The organism is Acinetobacter sp. YH12094, from assembly GCF_013419295.1.
Lineage (GTDB): Bacteria > Pseudomonadota > Gammaproteobacteria > Pseudomonadales > Moraxellaceae > Acinetobacter > Acinetobacter amyesii.
In genome coordinates this window covers 93,637-109,864 of the sequence record NZ_VPAK01000005.1, presented here as the reverse complement: position 1 = coordinate 109,864, position 16,228 = coordinate 93,637, and the positions used below count along the sequence as shown (strand labels likewise).

Annotated in this window: 15 protein-coding genes and 1 pseudogene; 6 read left to right on the top strand and 10 right to left on the bottom strand. The window is 41.9% G+C overall.

What is annotated here, in order from left to right:
* The first annotated feature begins 40 nt into the window (after window positions 1-40).
* Both pnp and FTU34_RS05955 read left to right on the top strand, forming a co-directional pair.
* The gene (pnp, locus tag FTU34_RS05960; RefSeq protein ID WP_180035036.1) at window positions 41-2,128 is read left to right on the top strand and encodes a polyribonucleotide nucleotidyltransferase; all 2,088 of its coding nucleotides are present in this window, start codon (window positions 41-43) and stop codon (window positions 2,126-2,128) included.
* Between the two features lie 138 nt (window positions 2,129-2,266).
* Window positions 2,267-3,535, top strand: a complete 1,269-nt coding sequence (locus FTU34_RS05955; RefSeq protein ID WP_180035004.1) for a magnesium transporter CorA family protein — start codon at window positions 2,267-2,269, stop codon at window positions 3,533-3,535.
* Between the two features lie 35 nt (window positions 3,536-3,570).
* On the opposite strand, the gene FTU34_RS17850 is transcribed toward FTU34_RS05955, so the two are convergent.
* The 10 genes from FTU34_RS17850 to FTU34_RS05905 all read right to left on the bottom strand — a co-directional run bounded on the left by FTU34_RS17850 (window position 3,571) and on the right by FTU34_RS05905 (window position 13,156).
* Entirely contained in the window at window positions 3,571-3,777 is a 207-nt protein-coding gene (locus FTU34_RS17850; protein ID WP_257226233.1) for a DUF2147 domain-containing protein, read from the bottom strand.
* Between the two features lie 410 nt (window positions 3,778-4,187).
* A complete protein-coding gene (locus FTU34_RS05945; protein ID WP_078192816.1) occupies window positions 4,188-4,451 on the bottom strand; it encodes a YdcH family protein in 264 nt (87 codons plus the stop codon).
* Between the two features lie 81 nt (window positions 4,452-4,532).
* Window positions 4,533-4,871, bottom strand: coding sequence for a chaperone modulator CbpM (locus FTU34_RS05940; protein WP_111885626.1), 339 nt, complete (start codon window positions 4,869-4,871; stop codon window positions 4,533-4,535).
* A 10-nt stretch (window positions 4,872-4,881) separates the two neighbouring features.
* Window positions 4,882-5,844 carry a DnaJ C-terminal domain-containing protein gene (locus FTU34_RS05935; RefSeq protein ID WP_180035035.1) on the bottom strand — a complete coding sequence of 321 codons (963 nt, stop codon included), beginning with the start codon at window positions 5,842-5,844 and terminating at the stop codon, window positions 4,882-4,884.
* A gap of 141 nt (window positions 5,845-5,985) precedes the next feature.
* Window positions 5,986-6,450, bottom strand: a complete 465-nt coding sequence (locus FTU34_RS05930; RefSeq protein ID WP_078192815.1) for a DUF2147 domain-containing protein — start codon at window positions 6,448-6,450, stop codon at window positions 5,986-5,988.
* A gap of 188 nt (window positions 6,451-6,638) precedes the next feature.
* Window positions 6,639-7,103 carry a DUF2147 domain-containing protein gene (locus FTU34_RS05925; RefSeq protein WP_168377964.1) on the bottom strand — a complete coding sequence of 155 codons (465 nt, stop codon included), beginning with the start codon at window positions 7,101-7,103 and terminating at the stop codon, window positions 6,639-6,641.
* A gap of 284 nt (window positions 7,104-7,387) precedes the next feature.
* Complete coding sequence (locus FTU34_RS05920; RefSeq protein ID WP_180035003.1) at window positions 7,388-7,840, bottom strand: DUF2147 domain-containing protein; 453 nt, start codon at window positions 7,838-7,840, stop codon at window positions 7,388-7,390.
* A gap of 246 nt (window positions 7,841-8,086) precedes the next feature.
* On the bottom strand, window positions 8,087-8,962 hold the full coding sequence (gene hslO, locus FTU34_RS05915; RefSeq protein ID WP_180035002.1) for an Hsp33 family molecular chaperone HslO: 876 nt from the start codon (window positions 8,960-8,962) through the stop codon (window positions 8,087-8,089).
* A 50-nt stretch (window positions 8,963-9,012) separates the two neighbouring features.
* Window positions 9,013-10,854, bottom strand: coding sequence for a monovalent cation:proton antiporter-2 (CPA2) family protein (locus tag FTU34_RS05910; protein WP_180035001.1), 1,842 nt, complete (start codon window positions 10,852-10,854; stop codon window positions 9,013-9,015).
* Between the two features lie 79 nt (window positions 10,855-10,933).
* Complete coding sequence (locus FTU34_RS05905) at window positions 10,934-13,156, bottom strand: primosomal protein N' (protein ID WP_180035000.1); 2,223 nt, start codon at window positions 13,154-13,156, stop codon at window positions 10,934-10,936.
* 150 nt (window positions 13,157-13,306) lie between these two features.
* Here FTU34_RS05905 and gspF point away from each other — a divergent pair, with 150 nt between their 5' ends.
* From gspF to FTU34_RS05885, 4 genes and pseudogenes are all read left to right on the top strand, one after another.
* Window positions 13,307-14,512: a type II secretion system inner membrane protein GspF gene (gspF, locus tag FTU34_RS05900; protein WP_180034999.1), complete on the top strand. Its 1,206-nt coding sequence runs from the start codon at window positions 13,307-13,309 to the stop codon at window positions 14,510-14,512.
* Between the two features lie 57 nt (window positions 14,513-14,569).
* Window positions 14,570-14,986, top strand: coding sequence for a type II secretion system major pseudopilin GspG (gene gspG / locus FTU34_RS05895; RefSeq protein ID WP_373686480.1), 417 nt, complete (start codon window positions 14,570-14,572; stop codon window positions 14,984-14,986).
* A gap of 283 nt (window positions 14,987-15,269) precedes the next feature.
* Window positions 15,270-15,605 carry a hypothetical protein gene (locus FTU34_RS05890; protein ID WP_078189783.1) on the top strand — a complete coding sequence of 112 codons (336 nt, stop codon included), beginning with the start codon at window positions 15,270-15,272 and terminating at the stop codon, window positions 15,603-15,605.
* A 249-nt stretch (window positions 15,606-15,854) separates the two neighbouring features.
* A pseudogene (locus tag FTU34_RS05885) lies at window positions 15,855-16,194 on the top strand (tRNA-binding protein).
* The last annotated feature ends 34 nt before the right edge of the window (window positions 16,195-16,228 follow it).

The following is a 16,228-nucleotide window of genomic DNA, read 5'->3' as shown; positions in this document are numbered from 1 at the left end:
TCTCCACTAGAATAAAATCAGGAAAAAATAAAACATGTCGATGTTTAATATTATTCGTAAAGAATTCCAATATGGTCAGCATCAAGTTGTCCTAGAAACAGGTCGTATTGCGCGTCAAGCGAATACTGTGATCATCACTATGGGTGGTGTACAAGTTCTTGTTGCTGTTGTTGCTCAGCCAACAGCGAAAGCAGGTCAAGACTTCTTCCCATTGACTGTTAACTACCAAGAAAAACAATATGCTGCAGGTCGTATTCCGGGTGGTTATGGTAAACGTGAAGGCCGTGCGTCTGAAGCTGAAACGCTTATTTCACGCTTAATTGACCGTCCAATTCGTCCATTGTTCCCAGAAGGTTACTACAACGAAATCCAAGTGACTGCGACTGTTATTTCTTCTGATAAGACAATGGAAGCTGACATTGCTGCAATGTTAGGTACTTCAGCTGCACTTGCAATTGCAGGTACACCTTTCCGTGGTCCAATCGGTGGTGCTCGCGTTGGTTTAATCAACGGTGAATACATCCTTAACCCGAATCACGAACAGCTAAAAGAATCTGATCTTGACCTTGTGGTTGCAGGTACAGAATCTGCGGTATTGATGGTTGAATCAGAAGCGAAAGAACTTTCTGAAGACCAAATGCTTGGCGCTGTATTGTTCGGTCATGACGAAATGCAAATCGCGATCCAAGCGATTAAAGAATTTGCTGCAGCTGCTGGTGCAACAGAGTCTACTTGGACTGCACCTGCGAAAAACGAAGACCTTCGTGCAAAATTAAAAGAAGCGTTTGAAGCGAAAATCTCTGAAGCATACACAATCGCGGTTAAACACGATCGTTATGCAGCACTTGATGCGCTTCAAGCTGAAGCTGTTGCTCAATTCGTTCCAGAAGATGACGTTGATGGTATCGCTGACGACTTAGCTGAATTATTCGAAGACCTTAAATACCGTACAGTACGTGACAACATCTTGTCAGGTAAGCCACGTATTGATGGCCGTGATACGAAAACAGTTCGTGCGCTTGACGTACAAGTTGGTGTATTAGACCGTGCTCACGGTTCTGCATTATTTACACGTGGTGAAACTCAGGCGTTGGTAACAACAACTTTGGGTAATACACGTGATGCGTTAATGGTGGATACATTAGCAGGTACGAAAACTGACAACTTCATGTTGCACTACAACTTCCCTGCATACTCTGTAGGTGAAACTGGTCGTGAATCTGGTCCTAAACGTCGTGAAATCGGTCACGGTCGTCTAGCGCGTCGTGGTGTACAAGCTGTTCTTCCTGCAGCTGACCGCTTCCCGTACGTGATTCGTATCGTATCTGATATTACTGAATCAAACGGTTCATCTTCAATGGCGTCTGTATGTGGTGCTTCTTTATCACTTATGGATGCTGGTGTGCCAATTAAAGCGCCAGTTGCTGGTATTGCGATGGGTCTTGTGAAAGAAGGCGAACGTTTCGCAGTGCTTTCTGACATCTTGGGTGATGAAGACCACCTTGGTGATATGGACTTTAAAGTAGCCGGTTCTGCAAACGGTATTACTGCACTTCAAATGGATATCAAAATCGAAGGTATCACTGAAGAAATCATGGAAGTTGCATTAAACCAAGCGTATGCAGGTCGTATGCACATCTTAAATGCAATGAACCAAGTGATTTCACGTGCTCGTCCTGAAATTTCAATGCATGCACCTACATTCCAAGTGATCAACATCAACCCTGATAAGATCCGTGACGTGATTGGTAAAGGCGGTGCAACAATCCGTCAAATCACTGAAGAAACCAAAGCGGCAATTGATATCGAAGACAACGGTACAGTTCGCGTATTTGGTGAAACCAAAGCGGCTGCATCTGCTGCTGTTGCGAAAATCCAAGCGCTTACTGCTGAAATCGAACCAGGTACAATCTACACTGGTAAAGTGATTCGTATCGTTGAATTTGGTGCGTTTGTAAACATCCTTCCAGGTACTGATGGCTTACTTCACATCTCTCAAATTTCAAACGAACGTATTGCGAACGTTTCAGACGTATTGTCTGAAGGTCAAGAGATCAAAGTACAAGTTGCTGATGTCGACAACCGTGGTCGTATCAAATTAACTATGAAAGACATCGAACAAGCTTAATGGTTTGTTGATTCACAGGGTTTCGGCTCTGTGAATAGATTCTAAAAAGCCTTGAGTGCAGTCAGAGTATGAACTTTGACTTGCTCAAGGCTTTTTTTATGGCATCATGCAAAAAGTAAACACAATAATAAATGAGATATGCAAACCTATTATTTTTTTCAGCATCCAACAGCCGCGCATATCTATGTGCAAGACCAAGTGCAATGTGAGCATCATCCTGAACTTGAACCTGAGTTTATTTGGATTGATTGTACCCGTGAAGATGTCGTCAACCGCCCAGAGCAGTGGCAGAGTGATATTTTTCAGGCATCAGATCTACGGGTCAATGAATACCATCTGCGGGATATTTTAAATTTAGAGCATCCGTGTGCCTTTGACACACTCGATGATTATGATTTATTAATTTTTAGAAAAATGGTCACACCCGATGACCAAATTGCTGCCGGCGCCGATGCGCTTGAAAAGCATGAGCGGGTCTTTGGTTTGGCGACCACCCCGATCAGTTTTTTGATCACGCCCCAAGTGCTGATCACGGTGCGCGAAAAAGGCAACAAAGCCATTGAAAGTTATATCCAACGGATTGAAACTTTAATGTCTCGTCCGATTGATGAACAAAATAAACCACGAAAATTAGCCATTACACCCTTAGATTTGGCATTGCGCTTACTGAATAATATGGTAGATGGTTACTTGGATTTACGTGTTCCTTTGACCCGCCGTGTCGAGTTTTGGCAGCGAGAATTGCTGCAAGGGCATCGGCGTTTTACCAAGTGGCATCAGCTGCTGCAGGAAAATATGGCTTTTCAACAAGTGGAAAATTTGTGTGAAGAGCAAATTGAAGCCTTGCAAGAACTGCGTGATGAAGTTGTAGATAATTACCCACATTTGAAAGGCAAAAAGCGCAGTGAAAAGCAGGATATCATGCTGGTTCGGGTAGATGATTTAAGCAGTCATATCGAACGCATTCAAAAACACACCACACGATTACGCAGTGCTGTGCAGGCCGCCATTGATCTGCATTTTTCAGCCGTTGCTAACCAAACCAATGAAAATATGCGTATTCTGGCGATTATTACGGCAATTTTCGCACCATTAACCTTATTAACCGGTATATACGGTATGAACTTTGAGTTTATTCCGGGACTCAAATCGCCAACCGGTTTTTGGATCATGCTCGGCATCATGCTGATCACCACGATTTTACTACTGTATTATTTTTATCGACGGCATTTGGTCGGGCGCGGTGAAAAAAGTGTGATTGATATGTTGGCACAGCAGCACGGCGATCAACACATGAATCTGTTTTGGTTTATGGATTATGAACCAATCAAACAGACGGTGAAGGGCACAGTCAAAGGTACGGTTAAAACCATGAAAGAAATTGAGAAGCTGACGAAACTCAAATAGTTCGCGTCAGTTTCTCTGATGGGCGAGTTTAGTTGCTAATCATTACGAATCCATGTGGTACTACGTCCGAGTGCAGACACGCCAATATAGACGCGCATGGTTAAACGTTTGCCATTTGCACTCAGCTTGCCTTTGCCTTTATAGATATTGCCCGAGAGGGGATCCAGCACGTTTCCATTGCTATATTGATTTGGATATTGTGGGTCTGGTTTAAATTCTTTGATAATTTCGGAACCTATCAAAACCCATTTTTGAGTTTGCCATTACATTTTAAGCATACTTCAACCAAGGGTTTGTACGGCAATGGGCATATTGCAGTGAGTGTTCCGCTATACGTCCCATCAGCATTTTTGACGATGGTGACATCGCCGCGTGAATATCCTGCTTAGTCATCAATTGTTTTCCAAACACCGGTCATATCATTGGCATGCAACAGACCGCTGAAACTGAGTAATGCTCCAAATAGCACATGATGTATTTGCATGATGAATCCTTTGTCATGATTTTATTGTTTTTAAATTTTTTTTTAAAATCTGCAGTACAACGCGATTTGACCGATCCTTATGGTCTTAGTAATTCAATTGCGTAGCCTCGTGGGTTGTACTGCGAACGACATGCATCATGAAAAATCCCCTATACATGAATCGATATCTCAAGAGATATCATCATTTTCGTTACTTTTCAGCAAGCGATAAATTTCATCTTTTAGCTTTAATTTCTTACGCTTAATGGTCTCAATATCCGTGTTATGATGATTGACAGGATTTAATTCCAATTGAATAATTTCACGATCTAACTCATCATGTTCTTCAAAGATCCGTGCAAAATATGGATTTTCATCACGTAACTGAGAGACCAAATCACGGTACTCAGGAAACATGTTTTTGACTTTTTTATTGCAATCTCGTGTTTTCATGGTTGTCGATCACTTCCTCTACAAGACAAACTCTACAAGAAAAGAAAAACGCCCTGCGAGGCAGAGCGTTCATGATTACATTTAATGTGAATGAAACTGTTGGTGTTTGACTTGGCGACGTAGTTGTTGAACTTCGTCAATTAAATCAAGCATCATAGCGACCGCAGTAAAACTGGCATCGAAATCTCGTTGAAGCCGATACGCACGCCGTGCGCGAGATATATCATCGCCAAAAAATTGATGAATCCTGTCTTCTGAACGGCTAGGCAGAATATCGTATTCGAGTAGTTGCAGAACCCATTCTGGACTTTGCCCACAGGCAGAGGCAAAGTGTTGTAGATCAAAACTACTTTTTTCGTCTACGATTTCAGTCTGTTTACATCCGTCACAGACAATTTCACGATAATGAATTGTTGTCATGGTGCTCTCCTTAAGACTGTCGTGGATTAAATGACGGAAAAGCTTGAGCAAAAGCCGCATATGCTTGTTGCTCTTGTTCGGTTTGTGCAGCTGGTATCTGTATATTTAAAATCAGGTAAAGGTGTCCGGGTGTTTTATTTGGTATCCCTTTGTCCTTTAATCGTAGCTGCTGACCAGTACGTGCATTTTTAGGAATTTGTAGTTCTAATGTTTTGCCATCAGGACTGGTAAATGCAATTTTTTGACCCAATGCGGCTTCCCATGGACTGATATTCAGTTGTTGGAAAATATCAACGCCTTCTACACGGGTTTGCTCAGTTTGTTTATACAAAATTTCAATGTATAAATCGCCGGCGGCTCCACCGTTATAGCCAGCTTGCCCTTGGCCGGAGAGTCGAATTTGTTGACCTGATTTCATACCTGCAGGAATTTTGACTTGCAGGGTTTTACGTTGGACTTCAGGCTCACCATGGGCGTTGAGGCTTGGAATCTGTAAGGTGATATTCTGCGTTGCACCATGAAATGCGATTTCTAAATCCACTTCTAAACTGGCGTGTTGGTCTTCACCACGGAAGCTCTTGGTTTGGCGGTTTGCACGTTGATACTGATAGTCACCGCCACCAAAGCCTTGCCCAAAACGACCAAACAAGTCTTCAAATCCACTAAAGTCCGCATGCTGACCATCACTCGTCGATTGGCGATAAAACTGAGATTGGTCAAAACCACCTTGGTTACCAGCATTAAACCCAGCAAATCCTTGAGGATGATCGAGTTCAAAATCGTATTGTTTTTTCTTTTCGGCATCACTCAAAGTGTCGTATGCAACATTAATCGCTTGCATGCGCGCTTCGGCATCAGCTTCTTTGCTGACGTCAGGGTGATATTTACGCGCCAATTTTCGATAGGCTTTTTTAATTTGATCTGCCGAAGCATCTCGGGCGATCCCTAAAGTTTGATAGTGATTGTCTGGCATACTCTCTTTATAAATATTGATCATGTTTTAATCAATATAGAAGGGTTCATCAAACTGTCATAGGGGCAAACAGCATCTTATTGTTTCAAAACATGACAATAAAAAAGCCTCACGAGGAGGCTTTTAAAAACACATTTAAAATTAATATTTTATCCAAGTGACACTACGACCAATCACAGATACACCAACATACCCACGTATAGTTAAATGTTTTCCTGAAGCACTAAGTCTTGCTTTGCCTTTATAGATTTTTCCACCAATCGGGTCCAGAACTTTACCGTTTTGGAATTCACGTGGATTTTTTGGATCTTGTTTAAAGTCCCAAATAAATGGCAAGCCGATAAAAGGTTTATTTTTCAATTCACCTGGGCAGTTCGAGCAGACGCCCATTTTTTCAGTGCCAGGGACATTGCGTGTGGTGACAATGATGCCTTCATAGCTTCCATCGGCTTTTTTGCGAATTTCAACGTCTGCACGCGAATATCCTGTACGGTCATCGACGGTTTTCCACTTCCCCACTAGCGGATCGGTTTCCGCAGCGATTGACAATCCTGACAAAGTGCTAAGTAGTATTCCGGCAAATAATTGTTGATATATTTTTTTCATTTCATCCCCTGAAAATTCAGAATTGTGTTTTTAGAGTAAGTTGCCTAATTTATATATAAAGTCCTACAAAATCAATGTGATAGTTTGTGATGTATTTGGCATATTTTTTTAAAACGCTGCTTTAATATGGAGTTTTTACTCTAATTTTTAAGTTAAAAAAAGCCTTTAATGATTTAAAGGCCTCGTGCTTAGTTTTTGACCCAAGTGACATTGCGTCCAATTGCAGAGCCTTCAGTACGACCATTGATGATCAAATGCTTACCATTATTCATCAAACGAGCGCGTGCATTGTAGTGCTTGCCTGATTTGGGATCGAGCATTACTCCACCCACAAATTCATTGGGCTTTTCTGGATCAGCGCTTAGGCCGCTTAAAGTGGTTAAACCGACCATGGGTTTATTTTTCTGAGCACCGGTGCATTGCGTGCATGTCGAAACATTTGCCGTTCCCGGTACGCTTCGGCTTTGGATAATGGTGGCTGAATACAGGTCATGCTTATCTTTGCGAATCACCACATCGGCAAGTGAATAACCTGTTCTATCATCAATGGTTTTCCATGTCCCCACTAAGGGGTCAATCGCTGCAAAAGCAGAGGATAAACTGCAAATGGAGAACATGCCGAACAGGATAGAAGGGAGGAATTTAACAGCCATATAATTACCCACATTACACAAAAAGCGGATGCCTAAAACTTAAAGGCATAAAAATATTATGGGTTTAATGTAGCCTGAAATAATATGAATATTCTAGTGATTTTTTAAGGATTGGTATTTATATTTTGAGCCAAAACATGAACGTGTTGGCGCTAAACGGGGTTTATGCTGAACGTCTACGCACTAGTAAAATAGTCGGAATTCATCTCAAAGTAGATTGTTATTGGCATGATGAACTCGTCTGGAGTTGAGTTCATCATGCCAATGAAAGCCAAAAGGCCGCTTTAATTGACGCGGATCCAAGATACCGTCCGGCCGAGGAGCGTGGTTCCAACATAACCTCGAAGTGTCAGCACATTGCCGCGCGCATTCAATTGCCCTTTACCTTGATAGGTATTGCCTGAAAGTGGGTCGATCACCTTGCCATCGGTATAGGCATTCTCTTTTGCATTATGTTTGAAGCCAGAGAAGATCGGTAAACCAATTAAGGGTGCATTTTTGAGTTTACCTTCGCATTTTTCACAAATCGTGGTGACAGGGCGGTTAGGGATGGCATGTACTTTGGTGATTTTACCGCTATAGCTGCCGTCTTTTAATTTGGTGATTTGGACTTCAGCACGGGCATAGCCTGTTTTGTCATCTATGGTTTTCCATGTCCCGACGAGGTCTGCTGCATGTGCTGTTATTGGGCCAAAGCAGAACATGGCTAAAAGAATAGCGAGTATTTTGAGTTTCATATTTTATCCAGTTTTTTTACATTATTTTTCTATTAAAAATAAAGCTCTGTTGATTTTTTTGACTTTATTTCTGGCGCGATTCTACTCGAAAAAAAATTGATCGCAAATACAGCTGATCATCTTGAGGTTATAAAGTTCGCAACCATTCGACTAAGCGCAAGAAAGTAACTGTTCTAAATTTAATGGGAATAATAAAAAAGCACCCCGAAGGATGCTTAGATTTAGGCTTTCAATCATCACGATGATTTAGCTGAGGTGTTGACCAAAAAGGGATAAAGCTTCTTCTGCAGTAAAGGTATATTTTGTATTACAGAATTGGCAATCCATTTCAATTGGGTTTTGAAACTCTAGGGTTTCACGAACTGCAGCAACACCGATTTGTTCAAGTGCTGTCGCACAGCGTTCTTTTGAACATGTACAGCCAAATTTTAAGGCCTCAGTTTCAGGAAGACGAATTTCTTCTTCGTTGTATAAACGATATAAGATTTCATTTGCGGATAAAGACGTTAACTCTTCTGCTTTTAATGTCTCAGTCAGCATGGTTAAACGTGGCCATAGATCTTCATCGACACGGCGTTGTTCTTCTTCGTTGTTACGTGGTAATAACTGGATCAGCAAACCACCTGAACGGCTGTTGCTGCTTGCTAAGACGATACGTGTTGGGATCTGTGCAGATAGATCATAATATTGCATTAAGCAACCCGCTAATGTCGGTTTGTCTAAAGGTACAATCCCTTGATAACGCTCACCAAATTCAGGCTCGATATTAATGAAAAGCACTGGGTTTACCAAGGCTTTCAGTACCGTGCTGCTGTCTTCAGCGGCTTGAAAGTGCGGGTCTTCTTCATAATCGGCAAGTGCGCGAACTTCACCGAGATGATTACATTCCGCCATTGCCCATTTAAATGTGCCAGCTGCCTGAATTTGTAAGCTAATACGACCTTTAATTTTTAAGGTACTGGCCAACAAGGCAGTCGCGCTGAGCATTTCACCCAAGAGAATTTGTACAGCAGGTGCATAGTCACGCTGTGCAAGAATCGTTTGTAGGGCTTCTTCAAGATGAACCACTTCTCCACGAACAGGGCTATCTTCAATAAAAAAGCGTTGGCGTAAATCTGACATAAAATTCTCCATAACCCTGCTTTAATGGTGACGATATTGTAAAACACAAGTCATTCATTATCATCTCTTGTGACATCAATACGATGACGTTGTAAGCTGCGTTGTAAATCAACACCTGTAGGTTTTTCACGGGCTTGCGCATCGCTTTCAAACAAATGTTCCAGTTCAGCTAAAGCGTTACGATGCGTTTCATAAATCTTTTGTTCATCGGTATAGATTTGCTGCTGTTGAGTCAGCAGTTTTTCATCATAATCACGGAACAATTCGATACTTTTATAGGCATCTTCATCGCTGATGCCTAAGTCGCACAGCATGTGATAGGCCATTCCTAAAGAGGATAAATAGGTTTCACGCCAAATATGCTCAATTCCTAAATCACGCAGCAAATGCACCTGATGACGGTCACGCGCGCGGACCAATAATTTTAACTGAGGGTAATTCAGACGAATATGACGTGCCACGTTCATTGAGTCTTCAATATCATCAATGGCAAGGACGAACACTTTGGCATGCTCAATGCCCGCAGCGCGTAAAATATCTGGTTGTGTGGCATCGCCATAATACAGATGACCACCATAATTACGTACGAAATCGACTTTGTCTAAGTTGCTATCAATGGCGGTAAAAGACAAATGCTGTAAATGCGCCACACGAGCAATGATTTGTCCGAAACGTCCAAAGCCCGCAATAATCACAGGATTATGTTCATCCGGAATGTCGTCATATTCGGGAATGGTTTTTGGATTAAAACGTGGCAAAATTTGTGATTGTATTAACCAATACAACATAGGGGTCAACACCATCGACAAGGTGACGATGAGGGTTAATGGCTCCAAAATGGCTTGTTGTACGACATTTTCACTTTTCGCCACACTAAAGACCACAAAGGCAAATTCACCGCCTTGAGCCAAACAGGTCGCCAGTAAAATACTGTTGCGCCATGAATTTTTGAGATAACGCGCAATCGCGGTAACTGACGCCATTTTGATGAGCATCAGTGCCAACGCACCACCGATAATGAACCATGGCATTTCAACAAACAACGACAGTTCCGTGGTCATGCCTACGGTCATAAAGAACAGACCAAGTAAAAGCCCTTTAAACGGAGCAATACTGGCTTCGAGTTCATGGCGGAATTCCGAGTCTGCCAATAGTACGCCAGTCAAAAATGCTCCGAGTGTGGTACTGATGCCAAGTACATCCATCAACACCACGACACCCAGCACTATAAATAAACCGACAGCGGTGATCAGTTCATGCGCACCACTTTTCGCGACGAAGCGGAAAAAAGGCCGCATTAAGTATCGACTAAATAAAAATAAGCCTGAAAAAGTCGCAATGATTGCAGCGAAATAGGCGATTCCGTGATGTGATGATTCTGTCCCTGCGAGCAGGGGGATGACTGCAATCAGGGGAATCGCGGCCATATCTTGAAACAGCAAAATCGAAAAGGATTGTTGCCCATAGGTTGTGTTTAATTGCTGCTTCTCACTCAGCATCTGCAAGACAAAGGCAGTAGAAGAAAGAGCGAGAGCGAAACCGATAACGATACTGGCTGCAATGCCTTGTTGTAAGGCAAAAAAACTGCCTAGCGCTAAAACAAGACCGGTCAGACCGACTTGTAAACTCCCCATGCCGAAAATAGAACTACGCATACTCCATAGACGCTGTGGACGCAGTTCGAGGCCGATCAGGAACATCAGTAAGATCACGCCAAACTCAGCGAGATCTTGGATCGCTTGGGGATCACTGGCAATGTTAAAGACATCGGGGCCGAGCAAAATACCAGTGAACAGATATCCCAATACCGTTGCAATACCAAAGCGCTTGAGCAAAGGGACAAGCAATAAGGATGCGCCAAGGAAAATTGTGATCTGTAACAGTAGTGACATTTACTCGTCCTAGAGTTGTGTTTTTGGTCGAAAGTTGCAATTCAGTATGACTGATATTTTCAGACTGAATTGTACGCGTTTAACTGAGTTCCTGTGGGTCTATATCGAGGCTCAATTTCATATTTGATGGCTTGTTATGCAAGATGTTTTGCCACCAATAACGCAGATAATAATGTAAGCGCGCACGATCTGTAGACAGTAAAACCATGTGGGATTGGTAACGCCCTGCTTTGCGCTCCATCGGGGCAGGAATCGGCCCCCAAATATCAATAATTCCAGCAGAGTCCTGACGCAGCAATTGGGCATGTTGCTGTAAAAATTCAGTATTGATTTCTTGGTTTTTTGACTCACAGCGTACCAATGCTGCATAGCGAAACGGTGGCATTTGTGCCATTTCCCGTTCTTTCATGGTTTCTTTGGCAAATTTTCGATAGTTCTCATTGACCAAAATATTCAAAAGCGGATGGTCGGGTCTTAATGTTTGTAGGAATACATCGCCTTTATGTTCGCCACGGCCGGCACGCCCTGTGACTTGCACAATGAGTTGAGCGGTACGTTCGATAGCACGGAAGTCCACACTCAGCAGACCTGAATCGATATCTAAAATCGCCACCAAGGTGACGTAAGGAAAATGATGACCTTTGGCCAACATTTGCGTACCAAGCAAAATAGCAGGCTCACTTTTTTGAATTTTGTCATAAATCTTTTGCCAACTACCAACGCGGCTGGTCGAGTCACGATCCACTCGAATGATGTCATGTTCAGGAAACAACTCATTTAAACTTTCTTCAACTTTGGCTGTGCCCATCCCAATAGATTTGAGCTCCTGATGATTACACTGTGGACAGTGATCTGGCATACGGTGAATGGTGCCGCAGTGATGACAATGTAAATGTTGATAAGGTGTGCGGTGTACAGTGAAATTGGCATCACAGTGTGGACATTTGGCCTGCCATGCACAGCTTTCACAAATTAAAACCGGGGCATATCCTCGACGGTTTAAGAACACTAACACCTGTTCTTTTTTCTCAAGTCGCTTACGGATTTCACCAATTAATAATTGGCTGATTCCATGCTGTTTCTGTGCCACTTTCAAATCAAGGATGTGCATTTTCGGCATGACCGCGGTGCCCGCACGTTGGTTCAATTCCAGTACGGTCATTTTGCCTTGTTTCGCCAGTGCATAGCACTCGATACTAGGCGTGGCAGAACCTAAAATTACAGGGCATTGTTCCAGATGCCCACGGTAAAGTGCGACATCCCGAGCGTGATAGCGAAAGCCTTCTTGTTGTTTAAAGGACAGATCATGCTCTTCATCAATCACAATTAAACCTAGATTAGGCAGTGGGGTATAAATTGCAGAACGCGTGCCTAAGATAATTGACGCCTTACCTGTTTGCGCAGCTTGCCAAGCTTGCATACGTTTTGAATCGTTCAAACCCGAATGTAGTAGAGCAATATTGCAATGAAAACGTGATTGGAAACGGCTAATGGTCTGTGGGGTAAGTCCAATTTCAGGCACTAAAACCAAGACTTGTTTGCCTTGCTTTAGAACCTCTTGCATGATTTGTAAATAGACTTCAGTTTTACCACTGCCAGTTAAGCCATCGAGCAGGAAGGCCTGATATTTTTTACGTGCTTTTAATACGCTATCGATCGCTTTTTTTTGGTCAGGGTTTGCTGTAAGTGGCATTTGCGCCATGCTCATCGGCATCGGGCTAAAGTCTTGTTCTGCTAACACACATTCGCAGATGCCTTTTTTCTCTAAGGCTTTGAGTGTTGCTGTTTCCACACCTGACAAATTTAAAAGATTTTCACCTGTGCCTGTGGGATGTAATTTTAGTATTTTATACGCTTCTTGTTGACGCTCTGAACGTTTAATTTTGGCTTCAGCATTATGGTCAATCAGATTCCATGTCCGTGCCAATAAATTATAGGGCTTTCCTTGGCGTAACAGCGTCGGAAGGGCACTTTGCATCACTTCACCAATCGGAAATTGGTAATACTGTGCAGACCATGTCAATAAATTTAAAACTTTCTCATCTAAAATGGCGTGATCATCAAGTAGTTCAGTAATGGCCTTGAGTTTAAAGCTTGAATCGAGTGGTGCATCGGGTGCAATTTTTTCCACGATGATGCCGGTCAAATTTTGTCGACCAAAAGATACAGCAACGCGAGCACCTATTTCAGCTTGTTGGTATTGCTCTTGGCTTAAGCTGTAATCGAAGCAGTCGTATAAATATACCGGAACGGCGACTCGAACGCGGTAAATAGGTGTTGAAATGCTCGCTGAATTTGCCATAAAACGTGGATAAGTTCCTGATTAAATTTCGTCGTGATCGTAAAAGAGTTGTGTTAGAGTGAGCTCATATTTTATATCTAAGAATATGAATGATTTTGATGGTCAGACGCAACTGCGCTGATAGAAATTTTGGAAAATTAGAGCATTACAATGCCTGCATATCAGTTTACTGCCATAGACGCTTCAGGGAAGCAGCAGAAGGGTGTACTTGAGGGTGATTCTGCGCGTCAAATTCGTCAACAGCTCAGAGATCAGTCACTTATTCCAGTTGCTGTCGATCCGATAGAGCAAAAAGACAAACACACGCAGCAGCGCTTGTTTCAAAAAGGGCTGAATGCCTATGACTTGGCTTTATTGACTCGCCAACTTTCAGTTTTGGTTGCCGCTGCAATTCCATTAGAAGAAGCGATTCGTGCTGTGGGAAAACAAAATGAAAAAGCCCATGTGCAAAACCTGTTGATGTCGGTGCGTTCTAAAGTTTTGGAAGGACATTCTTTAGCCAACGCACTACAACAAGCGGGACGCTTTCCTGAACTGTATATTGCCACGATTGCAGCAGGTGAGCGTTCAGGTCATCTCGATCTCATTCTCGACCAACTTGCCGATTACACCGAAAACCGCTTTGCCATGCAAAAAAAAGTGCAGGGTGCGATGATTTATCCCATCATCCTGATGTTAATGTCTTTCGGTATTGTGATGGGACTCATGACCTATGTGGTCCCAGATATTGTCAAAACCTTTGACCAAAGCAAAGATGCCTTGCCGTGGATAACGGTCGCTTTAATGAAAGCCAGTGATTTTATTCGAATGGCCTGGCCATTTTTATTGGTCGGTAGCGTAGTCTCGATTTTTCTCTTGGTTCGATTCCTCAGAACAGCGGCGGGACATTATGCCTTTGATCGATTGACCTTGAAATTACCGTTATTTTCCAAACTGTCTAAAGGCATTAATGCCGCTCGTTTTGCTAGTACCTTATCGATTTTAACCAAGTCTGGCGTGCCATTGGTCGATGCTTTAAAAATTGGCGCAGCGGTCAGTAATAATTGGGTGATTCGAGATTCGGTCAACCTTGCGGCAGAGAAAGTAACAGAAGGTGGTAATTTAGCAACACAGCTTGAGCGAAGTGGTTATTTCCCACCGATGATGGTACAAATGATCAAAAGTGGTGAAAGTTCAGGCGAATTAGACCGGATGCTAGAACGTGCGTCGACGATGCAAGACCGTGAAGTGACGACCTTAATTTCAACTTTATTGGCGTTACTTGAACCGCTGATGTTGGTATTTATGGCGAGCATTGTACTGGTGATCGTGATTGCTGTGATGCTGCCAATCGTGAATATGAATAATATGATTTAAGACATTCTAACAATGATGTGAACAGAGATTTGTAACATGCAAGTGAAGACAAAAAATATGAAGCAACAAGGTTTTACTTTAATTGAAGTGATGGTGGTCATTGTCATTTTAGGTGTTTTGGCTGCGCTGATTGTACCGAACGTGATGGGCCGTGGTGAAAAAGCTAAAGTCGATACTACGGCCATTACTTTAAAAAGTGTCGCTGGCTCATTAGATCAATACAAGATGGATAATGGTAAATTCCCTTCAATGCAAGACGGTGGATTAAATGCTTTGATCACTAAACCTGAGTCTGCTAAAAACTGGTTGCCGGGTGGCTATATCAAAGGTGGCTATCCAAAAGACAGTTGGGACAATGACATTCAATATGTGATTCCAGGTTCTGAAGGCCGTCCTTATGATCTTTATTCATTTGGTGCGGATGGTCAGTCTGGCGGTGAAGAAAATGATGCTGATATTTACTATAAACACTAACTGAGAATAATTATATATTCAGTTTTAATGGAATTAATCACTTTACTTAATAGGATGTTTCAATATTGAGTAAAGTGATAATAAATCTTAATTATAAAATTAATATTAAGTTGTTGAATTTAATTTAAATTATATAATATAAAATATGTGATATTTATAATAAGAATTATTCCCAATTTTATTGATTACAATAATCGCAAAATATGAATAAATATAGGCTTTTCATTTAAATAAAACCGAGCATAATATCTTTTATGGTACTTTTTTAGCCATGGAGGATAGTATGAAAGCATTATTATTAACGGATGAAATTAACCAATTTCATTGGTCTATGCTGAAATCTGTTCTTTTGATTTTAAGTATTCTGCCGATCAGTCAAGGCATTGTGTATTTATGGCAAAGCACTGAGGGCAGTAGCCAAATTATGGTGGGCTTCTTTGCCATGAGCTTAATGAGTTCATTACTGGCTTTAAGTTTTTGGTCTGCATTAAAAGCGACTGTGGCAAATTTAAAACAAGAACATGCATCTGCAATCGAACAAATGGTTGTTCGTCTTTATCGATATATTCCAATGGTATCTTTAGCTGCCATGCTTTCCTATTTAGTTACGCAGTTATAACCCCAAAATTAACCTTCAAAACTGGAGCTTGTTCCAGTTTTTTTATGTCTCGTGTTAATGAACAGTTCGTAGCGTACATCAGTGCATACTTCTACATGGTACGCGCTCTAACATAACCTTGCTTTGTCCGTTTTGACGCATCGAATGTCTGTTTCACATATGGTCAGCCTGAATGAAATTTTTATAATCTTTAAATATCAGATCTTAGATAGTTAGATGAAGTACAACAAAGAAAAGAAAGAGGGAAAAATGCAACAGATCGATTGGCAAGATTTTTTGAAAGTTGAATTACGTGTGGGGAAAATTGTGCAGGCTGAAGTCTTTGAGCAAGCACGTAAACCCGCGTACATTCTTCATGTGGATTTTGGAGAGGAACTGGGCATTAAAAAATCCAGTGCGCAAATTACACAGCTGTATCAGCCTGAAAATCTATTGGGAAAATTGGTCGTTGCCGTCGTGAATTTTCCAAAAAAACAAATTGGTCCGATCCAGTCAGAGTGTTTGGTCACAGGTTTTCATAATGCAGAGGGGCATGTTGCTCTTTGTGTGCCTGATGCAGAGATTCCCCCTAGGCACCAAGTTACTTTGAAAAAGTAGGATGAGCTGGCACCCTGAAAGTTTAT

Coding starts and splice junctions, on each gene's coding strand:
- FTU34_RS05945 (WP_078192816.1), bottom strand. CDS start 4,451: ATGAAAACACGAGATTGCAATAAAAAAGTCAAAAACATGTTTCCTGAG.
- FTU34_RS05920 (WP_180035003.1), bottom strand. CDS start 7,840: ATGAAACTCAAAATACTCGCTATTCTTTTAGCCATGTTCTGCTTTGGC.
- FTU34_RS05910 (WP_180035001.1), bottom strand. CDS start 10,854: ATGTCACTACTGTTACAGATCACAATTTTCCTTGGCGCATCCTTATTG.
- hslO (WP_180035002.1), bottom strand. CDS start 8,962: ATGTCAGATTTACGCCAACGCTTTTTTATTGAAGATAGCCCTGTTCGT.
- FTU34_RS05955 (WP_180035004.1), top strand. CDS start 2,267: ATGCAAACCTATTATTTTTTTCAGCATCCAACAGCCGCGCATATCTAT.
- FTU34_RS05905 (WP_180035000.1), bottom strand. CDS start 13,156: ATGGCAAATTCAGCGAGCATTTCAACACCTATTTACCGCGTTCGAGTC.
- FTU34_RS05935 (WP_180035035.1), bottom strand. CDS start 5,844: ATGCCAGACAATCACTATCAAACTTTAGGGATCGCCCGAGATGCTTCG.
- pnp (WP_180035036.1), top strand. CDS start 41: ATGTTTAATATTATTCGTAAAGAATTCCAATATGGTCAGCATCAAGTT.
- gspG (WP_373686480.1), top strand. CDS start 14,570: ATGAAGCAACAAGGTTTTACTTTAATTGAAGTGATGGTGGTCATTGTC.
- FTU34_RS05925 (WP_168377964.1), bottom strand. CDS start 7,103: ATGGCTGTTAAATTCCTCCCTTCTATCCTGTTCGGCATGTTCTCCATT.
- FTU34_RS05930 (WP_078192815.1), bottom strand. CDS start 6,450: ATGAAAAAAATATATCAACAATTATTTGCCGGAATACTACTTAGCACT.
- FTU34_RS05890 (WP_078189783.1), top strand. CDS start 15,270: ATGAAAGCATTATTATTAACGGATGAAATTAACCAATTTCATTGGTCT.
- FTU34_RS05940 (WP_111885626.1), bottom strand. CDS start 4,871: ATGACAACAATTCATTATCGTGAAATTGTCTGTGACGGATGTAAACAG.
- gspF (WP_180034999.1), top strand. CDS start 13,307: ATGCCTGCATATCAGTTTACTGCCATAGACGCTTCAGGGAAGCAGCAG.